We start from the raw sequence: 16,721 nt of genomic DNA on the forward strand, positions 1-16,721 counted from the left end.
TCAGGACGTCGGGTTGCCGTCCTCGTCCAGGCGGTTGCGCAACATGACCAGGGTCTCGCGCAGATCGTCCAGCCCGGCATCGCCCAGCGCGCAGACCTGCCGCACCCGGCTGTTGACGCCGTTGGCCTGGTCACGCAGCGAGCGGCCCGCTGGCGTCAGTTCGATCGACAGGTTGCGCTCGTCCTCGGCGCTGCGCCGGCGCGTGACCAGCCCGGCCGCTTCCAGGCGCTTGACCACGGGGGTCAGGGCACCGGAATCCTGCCGCAGTCGATTGGACAGTTCCTTGAGCGTGAGGCCGTCATGCTCCCAGAGCACCAGCATGATCAGGTACTGCGGGAAGGTCAGGCCCATGCTCTCCAGCAGGGGTTTGTAGAGTTGCGTCATCGCCAGCGAAGCCGAATACAGGGAAAAGCACAGTTGCTGGTCAAGGAGCAGTGGATCTTTGGCTGTCATGGGATCTGCCATTACAAAACGTGAAAAGAGTGGAAGGTGCAAGCGCCCCAACGCGAGCCGAAAGGCCGCCTGGCGTGAGTTCGGTTGCCGGAAACATCCGGTAACTGGCACTGGATTCCGATACCACAGGATGCCACAGTGAGCGGCTGGACATAAATAATAAGGGTAATACCTGCATGGCCGTTTCCTCTGCCACGCCAGCCGTTCCTGGCGAACCCCCCACCGCCGCCCTGCCCGGCGCCTCGCCGATGGTGGCGGGCATTCTGGCCTCCTGTGCTCTGGCCCACCTGATCAACGACCTGATCCAGTCCGTCCTGCCCTCGATCTATCCCATGCTCAAGGATAGTTATGGTCTGACGTTTACCCAGATCGGTCTGATCACCCTGGCCTTCCAGATCACCGCCTCGCTGCTGCAACCCTGGATCGGCTTCCATACCGACCGCCATCCTAAACCCTATCTGCTGCCCGCCGGCATGGTCTGTACCCTGATTGGTGTACTGCTGCTCGCCTTTGTCGGCAGCTTTCCCGCGATCCTGGCCGCCTCGGCGCTGATCGGCGTCGGCTCCTCGACCTTCCATCCGGAAACCTCGCGGGTAGCGCGCCTGGCGTCGGGCGGTCGCTTCGGCCTGGCGCAATCCACCTTCCAGGTCGGCGGCAACGCCGGCACCGCCATCGGCCCCCTGCTGGCCGCCGCCATCGTCATTCCCTATGGCCAGACGCATGTCGCCTGGTTCGCGCTCTTCGCGCTGTTCGCCATCGGCGTGCAGTACGGGCTGTCGCGCTGGTATCGCAATCACCTGCGCAGCGCCAAGGGGCGCAAGGCCGCCGCGGTCAGCCATGGCCTGTCCCGCGGTCGGGTGACCTTCGCGCTGATCGTGCTGGCGCTGCTGGTGTTCTCCAAGTACATCTACATGGCCAGCATCACCAGCTATTTCACCTTCTATCTCATCGAGCGCTTCGGCCTCTCGGTCGCCAGCTCCCAGCTGCACCTCTTCCTCTTCCTGGGTGCGGTCGCGGCCGGCACCTTCTTCGGCGGCCCCATCGGCGATCGCATCGGCCGCAAGGCGGTCATCTGGTTCTCGATTCTGGGCGCGGCGCCCTTCACCCTCGCCCTACCCTACGTCGATCTGTTCTGGACCAGCGTGCTCAGCGTCATCATCGGCTTCATCCTGGCGTCGGCCTTTTCGGCGATCGTGGTGTACGCCCAGGAACTGGTCCCGGGCAACGTGGGCATGATCGCCGGCATCTTCTTCGGCCTGATGTTCGGCGTCAGTGCCATCGCCGCCGCGGGCCTGGGCAACCTCGCCGACCACCACGGCATCGAATACGTCTACCAGCTGTGCTCCTACATGCCGCTGCTCGGGATCCTCACCCTCCTGCTGCCCTCCACCCGCCGCAAGGCGGCCTGAGGTGCATGCCACGGGAGCGCAAGGCTCCCGTGGCGAAGCGCTGCGCCACCCGCTACGCTGGCCGCCCCTGAGCCTTTCGCCGAGTCGCGATGAAGAGTCCCCTGCACTACCTGGTCCGTTATCCTTCCGCCAACCTGCTGTTCATCCAGCTGCTCGGTCTGCTGCTCTACCCGCTGGTGGAACAGGAAGAGCATGGCCGCGCCATCATCGGCGCCTTCGGCATCATCGTCCTGGCCACCGCCCTGCGCATGGTGCGGCGCAGTCCGACCATCCAGTGGCTGGGGTTCATCCTCGCCGGCTGCATCCTGGTGCTCACGGTGCTGGTGGAATGGCACGGCAATCCCCACCTGGTGGTATCCCTGGCCATTCTTGACTCGGTCTTCTACTTCTATGCGGCAGGCAGTCTCATCGCCTACATGATGGAAGACCAGCGCGCGACCACCGATGAACTCTTTGCCGTGGGTGCGACCTTCACCCTGCTGGCCTGGGCCTTCGCCCACGCCTACTCGGCCTGTCAGATCCTGCAGCCCAACAGCTTCACCGCGGCCAACGACCCCCTGGCTGCGCGGACCTGGACCGAGCTGCTCTATGTCAGCTTCGCCATCCTCTCCGGCGTCGGCCTGAGCGATATCTATCCGATCAAGCCGATGGCGCGCTCGCTGGTGATGCTCGGCCAATTCTCCGGCGTCATGTACATCGCCCTGGTGGTGACGCGACTGGTCACCCTGACGGTGCGCAGCCGCTAGCCGAATCGCGCGAGGCTGAAGCTGTCGAGATCGATGTCGCTGCGCCCGGTGGTCACCCGCTGGGCGAGCGCCTCGCCCAGCGCCGCCGAATGCTTGAAACCATGCCCCGAGCAGGCGCTGACCACGGTCACGCCCGGCAGCGCCGGATGTTCGTCGACGATGAATCCGAAGTCGGGTGTCACGGTGTAGGCGCAGACCGCGCTGCGCACCGCCCGGTCTGCAAGACCGCCAACCCACCTTCCCACTTGATCACTGAACAGCTTGCTCGATTCTTCCGGGTGAATCGACCGATCAATGCCTGTTGGGGTGGTATTATTCCGGTACTGCTCCGTGGCAACCTTGACGGCGTTTTCGCCTGGCAAGGGAGGAAAGCCGTAGAAGAGATCGCTGTCACCACTGCCATGGGCGAGGATGAAGCTGGGTGAATCCGCCGGAAAGAGCCCGGGCCTGGCGACTTCGAACCAGTGCAGCGTCTGCCGACAGACGCGCAGCAGCCGGTCGAAAGGTGCGCCCAGCAATTCAGCGCTCCACATGCCGGCGGCGACGATGACCCGCTTTGCTCGCCAGCGGCCTTGCGCCGAATGCAGCAATACGCCCTGCTCGTCCGCTTCCAGGCGCTCGATGACGGTATCGGTATGGACCTGGGCGCCCCGCTCGCGCGCCCCGTCCAGTTGCGCCTGGATACAGGCTTCCGGATAGAGATAACCGCCGCCTGGTTCGAAATAGCCCAGGGCATCGTCTGCCACGCAAAATTGCGGAAAGCGCTGGCGAATGGCGGCGCCGTCCCAGGCTTCATGAGGGATCCCGTACTGGCGTGCCAGCTCCAGGGTGGCCCGGGTGAAGTCCGGGCGGCCATGATGGGAGGTCGCCGTCGCGGTGGCGGTCATGATCAGCACCCCGCATTGCTCGAACAGCCGGACGCCCCGCTCCGCCTCAAGCTCGCGCCAGAGGTGCTGCGAACGTATCGCCAGCGGTACATAGGCCGCGCCCTCGCCTACGGCCTGGCGGGTGATGCGGGTGGCGCCGTGGCTGGAGCCCAGGTCGTGGGGCGGCGCATAGCGATCGATGCCCGCGACCCGGACCCCACGCTTCGCCAGCTGGTAGAGCGTGGCCGCCCCCATGGCGCCCAGGCCCAGGACAATGACGTCATGAGTCGCGCTGGTCATCTTATCCCCTGCTGTTTTTCGCTTATCGAGCGGCGAACGCTAGCAGGGCGAGCTGTCCAGGGCCAAGGGCGGAGTCAGCAATGGGCGGTCATCGTCTCCATCAAGTGTTCGCGCGAAAGGAGTCGAACGGTAGAAGTTCACCCCGCACAGGGGTGGTATTGAGTGATGAACGATGCAGGGCCGGGTAGCGACGAGGACGGTTCCGGCCCATCGTGCTATGCGTGGTGCCTCCTCAACCACCAGGTGAAGAGTCCGGTTGCCGGACTCTTCACCTGTTCACCCCCCGACCTCAGGTCATGCCCAGCCAGTTCGGCAAGGCCAAGGACAGATAAGGCACATAGGTCACCAGGATGAGGAAGGCCAGCATCACCAGCAGCCAGGGGGAAACGGCCCGGATGGTCGTGGTGAGCGGCATGCCGGTCACCGCTGAGGTGACGAACAGATTGAGGCCCGTCGGCGGCGTGATCAGCCCGATCTCCATGTTGACCACCATGATGATCCCCAGATGGATCGGATCGATCCCGAGCTGCACGGCGATCGGGAACAGGATGGGGGCCAGGATCAGGATGATCGCCGACGGCTCCATGAAGGTGCCCGCGATCAGCAGCACGATGTTCACCACGATCAGGAATTCCATCGGCGAGAAGCCCTGGTCCACCACCCAGCGGGTGATCGACTGGGGAATCTGCTCGGTGGTCAGGACATGGGCGAAGAGCATGGCGTTGGCGATGATGAACATCAGCACCACGGACAGCTTGGCCGCGTCGATCAGCACCCGATGGCACTGCCGCAGCTGCATGTCCTTGTGCACGAAGACCGCGACGATGGCGGCGTAGATCGCCGAGACCGCCGCCGCTTCCGTGGGCGTGAACATGCCGGAATAGATGCCGCCAAGGATGATCACGATCAGCATCAAGCCCCAGATGGCGCGCCGTCCGGTCCGCAGCACCTCCTTGAAGGAAGCTCGCGGTAGCGCCGGAATGTTCTTGATGCGGGCGATGATGTAGATGGTCACCATCAGCACCAGGCCCAGCAGCAACCCCGGCACCACCCCCGCCATGAACAGCTTGCCCACCGAGGATTCGGTGGCCGTCGCATAGACCACCATGACGATGGAGGGCGGGATGAGGATCCCCAGGGTGCCGGCATTGCAGACGATGCCGGCGGCGAATTCGCGCTTGTAGCCCGAACGGACCATGCCGGCGATGACGATGGAGCCCACCGCGGCCACGGTGGCTGGCGACGATCCGCAGAGGGCGGCGAACAGCATGCAGGCCAGGATCGCGGCGATGGCCAAGCCGCCCCGGATATGGCCGACGCAGGCGTTGGCGAACTCGATCAGCCGATGGGCCACCCCGCCCGTGGTCATGAAGGCTCCGGCCAGGAGAAAGAACGGGATCGCCATCAGGGTGTAGTGCTCGCTGGTCTCGAACAACTTGATGGCCAACGAGCGTACCGAGTCGTTGCTGAACAGCAGGATGGTGAGGGCACCGGAAAGCCCCAGGGAAACGGCCACAGGAATGCCGATGAACATGAGGGCGAACAGCGCCAGGAACAGGAAGGTAATGGTCATGGCTGGCGCTCCGTGCCGTGCTGGCCGTCGACGAGTCGGAGGGCATCCTCGGCTTCGCTATGGCCCCCGAAGCCGCTCTGCTCGTTGCGCAGAATGCGCAGGAACACCTCGACGAACCGGATGAGCATCAGGGCGAAGCCGATCGGCACGATCATGACGATATGCCACTGACGCAGACCGAAGCGGTCGAGATCCTCGGCGCCGATGTTGGCGTTCATCAGCGCCGCTACCCATTGTTGGCTGGAATAGGTCATCAGTCCGCAATAGAAGATACAGATGCCGACCGCCAGCAAGGCCACCGCCTTGCGCAAGGCGGGCGGAAAGGTCTTGACCAGCAGATCGACCCCCAGGTGAGCGCCGATGCGCACGCCCCAGGCCAGACCTATAAAGATCAGCCAGCCGAACACCGCCTTGGTCAGGGCGATGCTCCAGGTCATTTCCTGGGAGACGAAGAGCAGGCCGTCCCCCATGGCCAACAGGGGTTCTTCCAGGAAGGCGCTGCGATCGGCCAGATAATAGAAAACGGCGTATACGTTGTTGACCACCACGTAGACGAAGGTGATCAGGGTCATGACCGCCAGCAGGAAGGCGACGAGCGCTTCCTCCAGCCGGCACCAGAGACGGGTCACGGCAGACATACGAACCTCCAACAGGCACTGACAGGGGGCGAAAGAAGGACGCGCTCGCGGATCTTCAGCTGGCCTTGTTGGCGTTGACGGCTGCCTCGATCACCTCGCTGCCGATCTCTCCTTCGAACTTCTTCCAGACCGGCTGCATGGCCTTGCGCCACTCCTCGCGTTGCGCGGGAGTCAGTTCGATGATCTCGCTGGTGCCGGCTTTGGCGATGGCGCCGCGAGCCTCGTCATTGAGTGCCTTGGCCTGACGGTTCACCTCCAGGGTGACCTCGCCCATCACCTTGTTGAGCTCGGTGCGCACGTCCTCGGGCAAGCCCTGCCAGAACGTGGTGTTGGTGATCACCATGTAGTCGATCAGGCCGTGGTTGGACTCGGTGAAATAGGGCTGGACCTCATGGATCTTCTGGCTGAAATAGTTGGACCAGGTGTTTTCCGTGCCATTGACGACCCCGGTCTGCAGGCCCTGGTACACCTCGGCGAAACTCATCTTGCGCGGCGCGGCGCGCAAGGCCTTGAACTGCTCATCGAGGACGGCGGAGGCCTGGACCCGGAACTTCAGACCGCGGGCATCCCTGGGTTCGCGCAGCGGCTTGTTGGCCGAGAGTACCTTGAGGCCGTTGTGCCAGTAGGCCAGACCGGTGATGCCCTTGCCTTCCATGCTGGTCAGCAGCGCCTTGCCCTGGGGACCGGCCTGGAAGCGGTCGACCGCGGCCATGTCATCGAACAGGAAGGGCAGATCGAAGACCTGCACCGCCTTGGCGTAATGCTCGAATTTGGCCAGCGAGGGGGCGAGCATCTGGACGTCGCCCAGCAGCAGGGCCTCCATCTCCTTGCCGTCGCCGAACAGCGAGGAGTTGGGGTAGACCTCCACCTTCACCCGGCCGGGCAGGCGCTCTTCCGCCAGCTTCTTGAACAGCACGGCGCCCTGCCCCTTGGGCGTGTGCTCGGCGACCACGTGGGCGAACTTGATGGTGATGGGCGCTTCATCCGCCGCGTACAGCGAACCGGCGAAGGAAAACACGGCGGCACAGAACAGCGTCTTGAACGGAAACGTGGGCATGGCGACACCTCATCTTGTTTTTGTAATCAGGTCGGGGTTATTAAACGCGCCCCCTCCGCGGGGCGGAATTCAGCATTGCCCAACAGGGCCTTCAGCTCCGCCTAACACGGGAGCCGCCTTTTCCAGGCGTCCGAGCAGACGGCGCGCGCGCCCTATCACGGGCGCATCGATCATCTTTCCGTCGACGACGAAGACCCCCTGCTCATCCTGACTCGCTGCGATCACCCGCTGCGCCCAGTCGATTTCCGTGGCCGTCGGCGCCAGGGTGCCATGCACCACGGCGACCTGGCGGGGATGAATGCACAACAGCCCGGCGAAACCCTGGTCGCGGGCACTGGCGGTGGCCGCCGCCAGCCCGGTCAGGTCATCGATGGCCGGAAAAACGCTGTCCAGGGGTGCGGGCAGCCCGGCCAGTCGGCCTTCCAGCAGGAGTCGAAAGCGTGCCTGGTCCAGCAGCCGCTCCGCTGCCGCGGTACCGCTTTCCAAGCCGAGATCCAGGCCCAGATCCAGGCCACCGAGCACCAGGCGCTCCACCCCGGCAGCCCTGGCGATCTCCTTGAGTCGATCCAGACCCCGGGCGCTCTCGATGATCGGCCAGACGGGCTTGCCCGTCTCGCCATGGACGCGCTCGACCTGGGCGGCGCTTTCCGCCTTGGGCAGGACGATTCCGCGCACCTGCCGGAGGCGTTGGCACAGCGCCAGGTCGTCGCCATGCGCCGGGTGGGCGGCGGCATTGATGCGGATCCAGACCCGGAAGTCAGGCGCGGCGAGCAGTGCCTGTTCAAGGGCGTCACGTGCAGCTGTCTTGGCGGCTTCGGCGACCGCGTCCTCCAGGTCCACGATCACCACATCGGCACCACTCGCCAGGGCCTTGCCGATTCGCTCCGGGCGCGTCGCCGGGACGAACAGGGCGGAGCGAGGATCGGCGGGAAGCGTGTCGGCGCCGGGGATCATGACGCACCTCGCTGGGGCGCCGCGGCCAGGGCTACGGGGTCATAGCCCAGCTCCCGCAATACCGCTTCGGTGTGCTCGCCCAGCGCGGGAATCGGATCCATCCGCGGCTCGAAGGCACTGTTGCTCGCCGGTGGCAACAGGGCGGGCAAGGGACCGGCCGGGCTGCCTACGTCACGCCAGCGATCGCGCTCGCGCAGCTGGGGATGCGCCCACACCGCCGCCATGTCATTCACCTGGGCATTGGCGATCTGCGCCAGCTCCAGACGGGCGATGACCTCTGAGGTCTCGAGCTGGGCGAACGCTTCGACGATCAGGTCGCGCAGCGCGCCGCGATTCGCCGAGCGTTTGAAGTTGGCGGAAAATCGCGGATCCGTGGCCAGCTCCGGTTGCAACAGCACCTGCTCGCAGAAGAGCTGCCACTCCCGCTCGTTCTGCAGGCCCAGCATCACCGTGCCGCCATCGCCCGCGGGAAAGGGCCCGTAGGGGTAGATGGTGGAATGGGCGGCGCCGGCGCGTGCGGGCGGCGGCATGCCGGCATAGGCGTAATACAGCGGATAGCCCATCCACTCCACCAGGCTCTCCAGCATGCTGACCTCGACGCGACTGCCCTCCCCCGTCCGCTCCCGCAACAGCAGCGCCGACAGGATGCCACTGTAGGCATACATGCCGGCCGCGATGTCGGCGATGGAGCAGCCTGCCTTGGCCAGCTGGTCATCGTCAGGCCCCCCCGTCACCGAGAGAAAACCCGCCTCGCTCTGAATCAACAGGTCGTAGGCTTTCTTGCGTTCATAGCTGCCACCGCCGCCATAGCCGGACACGTCGCAGACGATCAGCCGAGGAAAGCGCGCGTGCAGGACGTCGAAATCCAGCCCCAGCCGACTGGCCGCGCCCGGCGCCAGGTTCTGCAAGAGGACGTCCGCCTTGGCGAGCAGCCCGTCCAGCACGGCGAGGGCGGCGTCCTGTTTGAGATCCAGGGCCACGCTCTCCTTGGAGCGATTGGTCCAGACGAAGTGGGAGGCGAGTCCGGAGACACGCTCGTCGTAGCCGCGGGCGAAATCGCCACTGCCCGGCCGCTCGATCTTGATGACGCGGGCGCCCAGGTCGGCCAGTTGCCGGGAGCAGAACGGCGCCGCGATCGCATGTTCGAGACTCACGACCGTGATGCCATCCAGAGGACGAGGTTTTTCGACAGCCATCTTGGTTCACTCCAGGTCAGGTGAAGCAGTAGAGATCCACGCACTCGTGCAGCCGCCAGGCCCGGGCGATCAGGGCCTCGGCATCGGCGGGCGTGCGCTTGCCGGCGAAGGCGACCAGCCGGCGGAATTTGTCTTCCAGTTCAGCCCTGTCGAGGGTATTGCCGGGATCGCCCTTGGGCTCGTCGATCCGTCCCTGCAGAACAGCGCCCTGGCGGGTCGTCACCTCGACCCTGCCCAGCCAGCGCTGGGGATAGGCCGCGTCGACCTCGGGGTCCAGCCGCATGCCGACGCGTGCGCGGAAGGCCGCGACCGCGGGATCGTTCAGCGCGGCAGTCGCGAAATCACCCAGTTGCGCCTGGCCGTGGACGGCGATCAACCCCAGTACCGTGCCCATGGAAAACTTCGCCTGGTGCACGGTACGTGGCACCTCGACGCGACCGAGCACGTCCAGGGCGCCCTGGTGGACCCGCGCGGTCACCTGGGCGATGTCGTCGGGCGCCAGGCGTTCGCGCTGCATCAGGTCCAACAGGGCATCGGCCGCAGGGTGGGTATGGCGGCAGGACGCATGGAACTTGAAGGAGGTTTCCAGCAAGGCCCAGCGCTGCCCCAGGAGATCGCTCAGCCGGCGGGCGTCGGCGTCAGTGGAGAGACCGGCGGCCAGGCCCTGCTCGCCCTCCAGGATGTTGCGCGCACCGGTCAACCCCTGCGCTGTGAGATAAGCCGCCAGCAGCCCATCCGCCGCCGCCTTGGCGGTATGCAGCTGCTTGGAATCCGCCGCGTCGCGCAGGAACTCCCAGAGCCCTGCCGCCTGGGTGCCCGCGTTGCCGAGCACCTGGATGAACTGCTCCCGGTCGAAGTCCAGCAGCTTGCCCACCGCCACCGCCGCGGCCAGGGTGCCCACGGTGGCCGTGGTATGGAAGATCCGATAGTGCGAGCGCCCGAGGAATTCTCCGATGCGGATACCCGCCTCATAGCCGGCAACCGCCGCGAGGATCAGCTCCTGTCCGCTCTTTCCCAGGTCCTGGGCCGCGGCCAGTGCGGCGGAAAAGACCACCGTGGCCGGATGCAGCACCGAGCTGTTGTGCAGATCATCCTGCTCCACCATGTGAGAGGCGGCGCCATTGACCAGCGCGGCGAAGTAGGCTGAGGTGCCGTAGGGCGCGACCAGTACCCGGGCACGCCCCTCGGGGGGGCCCATGCTCTGGGCATAGGCATGGAACAGCGGTATGGGATGGCTGCCATCGCTGGCCAGCACCGAGCCCAGCCAGTCGAGAAACAGCTCTTCGGTCCGCGTCACGACGCTGGCCGGCAGATCCGCATAGGCCAGCTCGCCGAGAAAGGCCGCCAGACGTTCGGTATGGGTCATGGCGGTCACCCTAGAAGGAGCGCGGCAGTTCGAGCAGGTGCTCGGCCACGTAGGAAAGAATGAGGTTGGTGGAGATCGGAGCGACCTGGTACAGGCGCGTCTCGCGAAACTTGCGCTCGACGTCGTACTCGGTGGCGAAGCCGAAGCCTCCGTGCGTTTGCAGACAGGCGTTGGCCGCCTCCCAGCTGGCCTTGGCCGCCAGGTACTTGGCCATGTTGGCCGCCGCGCCGGCGTTTTCGCCGCGGTCGTACAGGTCGCAGGCGTGCCAGCGCATCAGATCCGCGGCTTCGATTTCGATATGGGCCTCGGCGATGGGAAACTGCACGCCCTGGTTCTGCCCGATGGGGCGACCGAACACCACCCGGTCGCGGGCATAGTGACGGGCCTTGTCGACGAACCACCGGCCATCGCCGATGCATTCCGCGGCGATCAGGGTGCGTTCGGCATTGAGCCCGTCGAGGATGTAGCGAAACCCCTTTCCCTCCTCCCCGATGAGGTTGCTGGCGGGAATTTCCAGCTCGTCGAAGAACAGCTCGTTGGTCTCGTGATTGACCATGTTGGGGATGGGCCGAACGGTCAGCCCCTTGCCGATGGCCTCGCGCAGATCCACCAGAAAGATCGACATCCCCTCGGACTTGCGCTGGACGGCTTCCAGCGGCGTGGTCCGCGCCAGCAGGATCATCAGATCGGAATGCTGCACCCGGGAGATCCACACCTTCTGCCCATTGATCACATAGCGATCGCCCCTGCGCACTGCCGTGGTCTTGATCTTGGTGGTATCGGTGCCGGTGGTGGGCTCGGTGACGCCCATGGACTGGAGGCGCAGCTCACCGCTGGCCAGCCGTGGCAGATAGGCGCTCTTCTGCTCGTCGCTGCCGTTTCGCAGCAGGGTGAACATGTTGTACATCTGCCCATGGATGGTGCCGGAATTGCCGCCGCAGCGATTCACCTCCTCCAGAATGATGGACGCCTCGGCCAGGCCCAGCCCCGAGCCGCCATAGGCTTCCGGAATCATGGCGGACAGCCAGCCCGCCTCGGTCATCGCCTGGACGAAGTCCTGGGGAAAGCCCTTCTGCTCATCGATCCGGCGCCAGTACTCGGCCGGGAAGCCGGCGCAGAGGCCACGGACGCCGTCGCGAATGGCGGAGAATTCTTCTTGTCGTTCGTCCAGCATGGGAGTTTCTCTCTTGTCGTTATAGGGGCACCGCTGTCACTCGAATCGCAGCTGAGCCACTTGGGCTGCACCGTCGCCATTTCCGGCCCACAGCTCCGCCTCGCCGGGCGCGATCACCTGACCACTGAGCGTGAAGGGAGCGGGCGCGATCAGCGGACGAACGCCGCGATAGCTGAACTGCCGTATCCGCGCGGTGGGATGAGCGCGACGGAAGCTGCGCAGCAACAGGGTCGCGATGAGCGGGCCATGGACGACCAGACCGGCATAGCCCTCCTGCTGGGTCGCGTAGGGCCAGTCGTAGTGGATGCGATGACCGTTGAAGGTCACCGCCGAATAGCGGAACAGCAACGTCGGCTCGGGTACCACCGACTCCGCCCAGCTGCCGAGCGCGATGGCTTCGCCGCTGCCGGCCTTGGGCGCACCGGGCTCGCGATAGACCAGGTCCTGCTCTTCGCGCAGCACCAGTTCGTCCTGTTGGAAATAACGGTGCTCCACGGTCACGAACAGTAGGCTGCCGCTACGGCCCGTCTTCTCCTCGACGCGCAGGAGCGTCGAGACGCAGCGCGCCCGCTCGCCAACGTGCAGCTCGCCGAGAAAGTCCAGGCGCCCGCCTGCCCACATGCGATTACGCCCTTCCGCCGGCGGCAGGAAGGTACCGCGCGCCGCATGTCCATCGGGCCCGAGCTGGGCCCCTGCCACCGGGTTGTCGAAGAAGGCCCAGTGCCAGAGCGGCGGCAGCGCCTCACCCGCCGCCAATGGCGGTTCATCGAAGGTGTGGGCGATGCGCGCGACCTGGCGTTGTCCCAGAAAATCCTCTGTTTCGAGGGTTCGTCCCACCCAGGCTGCGGCTGGCGTCGCGTTCATGCTTGACTCCCATCGATAGGCTCGACGCCAGCTTGCGGGGAGTTGTTTCGTTCTGTGAATTTACATTTGCGTAAGCCGGCATTCGGCTAGGCTGAACGCCAAAAAAGGCACGGAGCAAGCGAGCATGCATTTCGACCTGGCTGACCTGCGGCTTTTCATCCATATCGCCGAGTCGCCCAGCCTGACCCAGGGCGCACGCCGCGCGGCCCTGTCGCCGGCCGCCGCCAGCGCGCGAGTGAAGGCCCTCGAAAGCCAGTTCGGCATTCGCCTGCTATACCGTGACAGTCGCGGCGTCGAGCTCACGCCAGCGGGCCAGCGCCTGCTGCAGCATGCCCGTCTCATCATGCGCCAGGTCGACTTTCTCAAAGGCGAATTCACCGAGTACCGCAGTGACGCCACCGGCCATATCCGCATCTTCGCCAACACGACGGCGGTCACCGAGTTTCTCCCCGGATTGCTGGCCGTCTATCTCGCGGATCGCCCGGGTGTGACGGTGGATCTGCAGGAGCGCCTCAATCGTGACATCGTCAGGGGCGTGATCGACGGGGCAGCGGATCTGGGCATCACCGCCGGACTGATCGAAGCGAGCAATCTGCAGATCCTGCCCTACAGCATGGATCGCCTGACGCTGGTCGTGCCCACCGGGCACCCCCTGGCCAGCCAGCCCCAGGTCACCTTGCGGGAGACCCTGGACTACCAGCACATCTGTCTGCGCGAGGGCACCAGCCTGCTGAATTTCCTGCGGGATCAGGTGGAACGTCTCGGTGCCACTCTGAATCTGCGTATCCAGCTCTCCAGCTTCGAGGCCGTGTGCCGCATGGTCGAAGCCAAGGTGGGCATCGGCATCCTGCCCGAATCCGCCGCTCGGCATCATGGCCGAAGCATGGCGATTCGGACGGTGAGGATCGAGGAACCCTGGGCGGTTCGCGAGCGAAACATTCTGGTCAGGGATCTGGAGGCACTCCCGGAAAGCGTCCGCGCCCTGGTCAGGCTCCTGCAGGATTCCGCGGGGAGTTCCGACGCCCCAGGACCTCTGTAAGCGCGCTCCTTCCCCAGGCGCCAACAGGTTTCCCAGGCAGCGGCTGGCGCCCGAACTGGCGGCGCTGCTCCATCGGCCCTTCTGAGCGGCCCGGCATCGCAACGATCTGGCTTGGTCTCGCCTTGATTACCCGGGCAGGGAGAACCAGTCCCAAAGCGATCCAAAACACAGGGGTGGTATTATCTAGCGGCAGGCAGATACGATGAAGGCTGACCGACCGGGAGATGGCTGGGAGGCCTTGCGTCAGCGCCGGGATGCCTGGGTGCATCCACGGCTCGCCAGGCGAAACATCGACCCAGCTCGCGATAGCCGGAAAACACGAAGCCTCCGCTGCGCGCCTGATAGGCACTGCGCCTGGCGCGGTAGACCCGCGGAATCAGATACCAGGGCAAGCCCGGCAGATCGTGGTGGACCAGGTGCAGGGTATTGTTGAGAAACAGCCAGCGCAGCGCCCCGCCGCTCTCGTTGAGCACGCACCTTTGCGCCGGATTCAGCGCCGGGCGGTGTTCGTAGAAGGATCTGATCAGCGCCAGGGCCAGCGCCGGCCAGGCCACCCCCAGCACATAGACCAACAGGGGCATGCCAGACACATCGTGGATCATCAGGAGCAGCCCTGCGCAGAGGGTCAGGTGGATCAGCCAGACACCCAGCACGACCCGCTCGCCACGCCGGCAGCGGCGGACTTCGAGTTCCAGCATGCCGTGCAGCGATAGCACCGGTCCCACCAGGACACGCCCGAGCAAGGTCTTGTCCAGCCAGAGCAACGCCCGTCCGGCCTGCCCTCTTCGCTCCCAGACCTCGCCATCCACATAGCGGCTCTCGGGATCGAGGTCCGGGTCGGTGAGGTTCTCGCGCCGATGGTGCGCCAGATGGCTGTCCCTATAGAGCGGAAAGGGAAACCAGAGGCCGAGGGGTGGATAGGCCAGCAGGGCATTTACCCGGGGCCAGCGCGTGGGATGACCGTGAATCAACTCGTGCTGCAGCGACTGGTGCAGCACGACGACCAGAATCAGCGGTGGCAGGGTCCAGTAGCCAAGCAGCGGCCAGGCCAGGACGAGCAGCAGCCAGCTTGCGTAGACCCCTGCGACCAGCCCCCAGGTCGGCCATTCGCTGCGGGCGGTGAACGTATGCAGGAGCAATTTGACCAGGCGGCGATGCCGCGTATCGAGATAGACAGTCACTACAGAGCCCTGATAGCCAGAAATCAAAGCCGACCTTAGAAAAAGAGCATCCCGAAGTGAAATATCGTTAAGGCATTACTTCATGAACAAGTGGTTGTCCGCTGACTTCAGCCATGCAATGGCTCGATACTCAACGTCTTGCCGCGATAATTCCGCAGCCTATCTAACGATCATTCAAGCGACCAATAAAATCATAAGCTTATAAAAATTATCCACACCAAGACCCAACTGTTGCGGGAACAACACTTCTGGCAAGGAATAATTCGAGACATATCCTTAGCACTTTTGACAACTGGCCAATGGCTCGAAGTGCCCTCTAGACTTGAGCCAACTCTGCACTTGTCAAAGTCCGCCATGCTTGTATCCAACAAGATGCTCCGTACGGGTGAACCTGCACCCACTTCCCCGATAAAGACTCATGCAAGGCCGGCGGGCAGGCAGCAAGACGAATGGGCTCCGTCCACCCGATACCGTCCCGCAGCGCCGGTAGCGGTCCTGAAAACCTTGGGCCGCCGTCTGCTGGCGGCCATCGCCCTGATCGGCCGCACCCGCGACGCCCAGGCTGAGATGGCCCGTCTCGGTCTCGCCCGTACCGAATCTCTCCCGACAGCATTAGAAGGATCTCCATTCCCATGAGCATCATTTCCGCAGGCTGGGGCGCCGGCCCTTCCGCGCGCCATGCCGACCTCTCCGCGCGCTTTCAGCCGCTGTTCCAGCGCGTCCGCGCGGGCGCCATCGAACGCGAGGTGCAGCGGCGGCTGCCGGTCGAAGAGCTGGACTGGCTGAAGGCAGCGGGCTTCACCGCCCTGCGGCTGCCGGTCGAGCACGGCGGCGCAGGCGTCACCCTGCCGGAACTGTTCGCCCTGCTCATCGAACTGGGCGAGGCGGATTCCAATCTGGTCCAAGCCCTGCGCGGCCACATGGGCTTTGTCGAGGGCCTGCTCAACAGCGACGACCCGGCGCGCCGCAGCCGCTGGTTCGCGCGCATCGCTGCCGGCGAGACAATAGGTCCGGCGTCCAGCGAAGTCGGCGATGCCCGGCGCGCCGAGTTCAGCACCCGCGTACGCCGCGAGGGCGACGCCCTGCTGCTCTCCGGCACCAAGTTCTATACCACCGGTTCGCTCTATGCCGACTGGATCGACGTAGGCGCCACCGACGAGGCCGGCAATCGCGTCATGGTCACCGTCCGCCGCGATGCCCCCGGCGTCGAGGTGGTGGATGACTGGAATGGCTTCGGCCAGACCCTGACCGCCAGCGGCACGGCGACCTTCACCAATGTGCGCGTAGAGCCTGCGGACGTGGTGGCGGTGGGCGAGCGCTTCCGCTATTCACCCGGCTTCTTCCAGGTCTTTCACCTCGCCAATCTGGCGGGCCTGGGACGGGCCATGAGCAGCGAGGTAGCGGCCGCGGTCGCCGCTCGCACCCGCACCTTCACCATCGGCAACGCCGACCGTGTCAGCCAGGATCCCCAGGTGCTGGCCGTGGTAGGCCAGGTACGCAGCGCGGCCTACTGCGCCGGGGTGATCGCCCTGAAGAACGCCGAGGCCTTGCAGCGCGTGCATGACCTCAGGCAGACGGACGACCAGGCCGCCGAGGATCGCGCGGTGGCGCTGGCCGAACTGGAAGTCTGCCAATCGCTCAATGTGGTGTCGGACCTGATCATCGAGGCCTCCGGACGCCTGTTCGACGCCCTGGGCGCCTCGGCCACGCTGAGACCCCAGGGTCTGGATCGCTTCTGGCGCAATGCCCGCACCCTCGCCTCCCACAATCCGCGCATCTACAAGGATCGAATCGTCGGCGACTTCGCGGTCAACGGCACCCCCCCGCCGCCGCAGTGGAAGATCGGCGTCGCCTAGGCCGCCGAACCGGCCGGAAACCCCGACGAGAGCCGCCCTGCCCGGCTGG

15 protein-coding genes are annotated in these 16,721 nt (G+C 65.2%); 4 read left to right on the forward strand and 11 right to left on the reverse strand.

The annotated features are described in order from the left end of the window. Positions 1 to 453: a MarR family winged helix-turn-helix transcriptional regulator gene (locus tag PSEK12I1_RS0117315; RefSeq protein WP_027602389.1), complete on the reverse strand. Its 453-nt coding sequence runs from the start codon at positions 451 to 453 to the stop codon at positions 1 to 3. Positions 454 to 629: 176 nt separating this feature from the next. On the opposite strand from PSEK12I1_RS0117315, the gene PSEK12I1_RS0117320 reads away from it, so the two are divergent. Next, positions 630 to 1,862 carry an MFS transporter gene (locus tag PSEK12I1_RS0117320; protein WP_027602390.1) on the forward strand — a complete coding sequence of 411 codons (1,233 nt, stop codon included), beginning with the start codon at positions 630 to 632 and terminating at the stop codon, positions 1,860 to 1,862. 89 nt (positions 1,863 to 1,951) lie between these two features. Beyond that, positions 1,952 to 2,608: an ion channel gene (locus tag PSEK12I1_RS0117325; RefSeq protein ID WP_027602391.1), complete on the forward strand. Its 657-nt coding sequence runs from the start codon at positions 1,952 to 1,954 to the stop codon at positions 2,606 to 2,608. Here the strand turns inward: PSEK12I1_RS0117325 and solA are convergent. The 9 genes from solA to PSEK12I1_RS0117370 form a co-directional block, all read right to left on the reverse strand. Next, positions 2,605 to 3,774, reverse strand: coding sequence for an N-methyl-L-tryptophan oxidase (solA, locus tag PSEK12I1_RS0117330; RefSeq protein ID WP_027602392.1), 1,170 nt, complete (start codon positions 3,772 to 3,774; stop codon positions 2,605 to 2,607). The two genes, PSEK12I1_RS0117325 and solA, sit on opposite strands and share 4 nt — an antisense overlap. A gap of 289 nt (positions 3,775 to 4,063) precedes the next feature. Further along, positions 4,064 to 5,347, reverse strand: coding sequence for a C4-dicarboxylate TRAP transporter large permease protein DctM (dctM, locus tag PSEK12I1_RS0117335; RefSeq protein WP_027599254.1), 1,284 nt, complete (start codon positions 5,345 to 5,347; stop codon positions 4,064 to 4,066). Next, on the reverse strand, positions 5,344 to 5,985 hold the full coding sequence (locus PSEK12I1_RS0117340) for a TRAP transporter small permease (RefSeq protein WP_027599253.1): 642 nt from the start codon (positions 5,983 to 5,985) through the stop codon (positions 5,344 to 5,346). Before PSEK12I1_RS0117340 ends, dctM begins: the two co-directional genes overlap by 4 nt. A gap of 55 nt (positions 5,986 to 6,040) precedes the next feature. After that, a complete protein-coding gene (locus tag PSEK12I1_RS0117345) occupies positions 6,041 to 7,042 on the reverse strand; it encodes a TRAP transporter substrate-binding protein (protein ID WP_027602393.1) in 1,002 nt (333 codons plus the stop codon). Positions 7,043 to 7,111: 69 nt separating this feature from the next. Continuing rightward, complete coding sequence (locus tag PSEK12I1_RS23905) at positions 7,112 to 7,996, reverse strand: CoA ester lyase (RefSeq protein ID WP_051399141.1); 885 nt, start codon at positions 7,994 to 7,996, stop codon at positions 7,112 to 7,114. After that, positions 7,993 to 9,192: a CaiB/BaiF CoA-transferase family protein gene (locus PSEK12I1_RS0117355; protein ID WP_027602394.1), complete on the reverse strand. Its 1,200-nt coding sequence runs from the start codon at positions 9,190 to 9,192 to the stop codon at positions 7,993 to 7,995. Before PSEK12I1_RS0117355 ends, PSEK12I1_RS23905 begins: the two co-directional genes overlap by 4 nt. A 16-nt stretch (positions 9,193 to 9,208) precedes the next feature. Continuing rightward, complete coding sequence (locus tag PSEK12I1_RS0117360) at positions 9,209 to 10,558, reverse strand: MmgE/PrpD family protein (protein ID WP_027602395.1); 1,350 nt, start codon at positions 10,556 to 10,558, stop codon at positions 9,209 to 9,211. 10 nt (positions 10,559 to 10,568) lie between these two features. Beyond that, positions 10,569 to 11,732, reverse strand: a complete 1,164-nt coding sequence (locus PSEK12I1_RS0117365; RefSeq protein WP_037007052.1) for an acyl-CoA dehydrogenase family protein — start codon at positions 11,730 to 11,732, stop codon at positions 10,569 to 10,571. A gap of 36 nt (positions 11,733 to 11,768) precedes the next feature. After that, positions 11,769 to 12,596: a MaoC family dehydratase N-terminal domain-containing protein gene (locus PSEK12I1_RS0117370; protein ID WP_027602397.1), complete on the reverse strand. Its 828-nt coding sequence runs from the start codon at positions 12,594 to 12,596 to the stop codon at positions 11,769 to 11,771. Between the two features lie 124 nt (positions 12,597 to 12,720). On the opposite strand from PSEK12I1_RS0117370, the gene PSEK12I1_RS0117375 reads away from it, so the two are divergent. Beyond that, positions 12,721 to 13,635, forward strand: a complete 915-nt coding sequence (locus PSEK12I1_RS0117375) for a LysR substrate-binding domain-containing protein (RefSeq protein WP_027602398.1) — start codon at positions 12,721 to 12,723, stop codon at positions 13,633 to 13,635. A 179-nt stretch (positions 13,636 to 13,814) separates the two neighbouring features. Here PSEK12I1_RS0117375 and PSEK12I1_RS23910 read toward each other — a convergent pair whose 3' ends face one another. Further along, positions 13,815 to 14,816 carry a fatty acid desaturase gene (locus PSEK12I1_RS23910; RefSeq protein WP_081737507.1) on the reverse strand — a complete coding sequence of 334 codons (1,002 nt, stop codon included), beginning with the start codon at positions 14,814 to 14,816 and terminating at the stop codon, positions 13,815 to 13,817. 632 nt (positions 14,817 to 15,448) lie between these two features. Here PSEK12I1_RS23910 and PSEK12I1_RS0117385 point away from each other — a divergent pair. Continuing rightward, positions 15,449 to 16,672 (forward strand): acyl-CoA dehydrogenase family protein, encoded by a 1,224-nt coding sequence (locus tag PSEK12I1_RS0117385; RefSeq protein ID WP_027602399.1) that lies wholly within the window; start codon positions 15,449 to 15,451, stop codon positions 16,670 to 16,672. Positions 16,673 to 16,721: the final 49 nt, after the last annotated feature.

The sequence above is a fragment of the Pseudomonas sp. MOIL14HWK12:I1 genome, assembly GCF_000510705.1.
GTDB lineage: Bacteria > Pseudomonadota > Gammaproteobacteria > Pseudomonadales > Pseudomonadaceae > Chryseomonas > Chryseomonas oryzihabitans.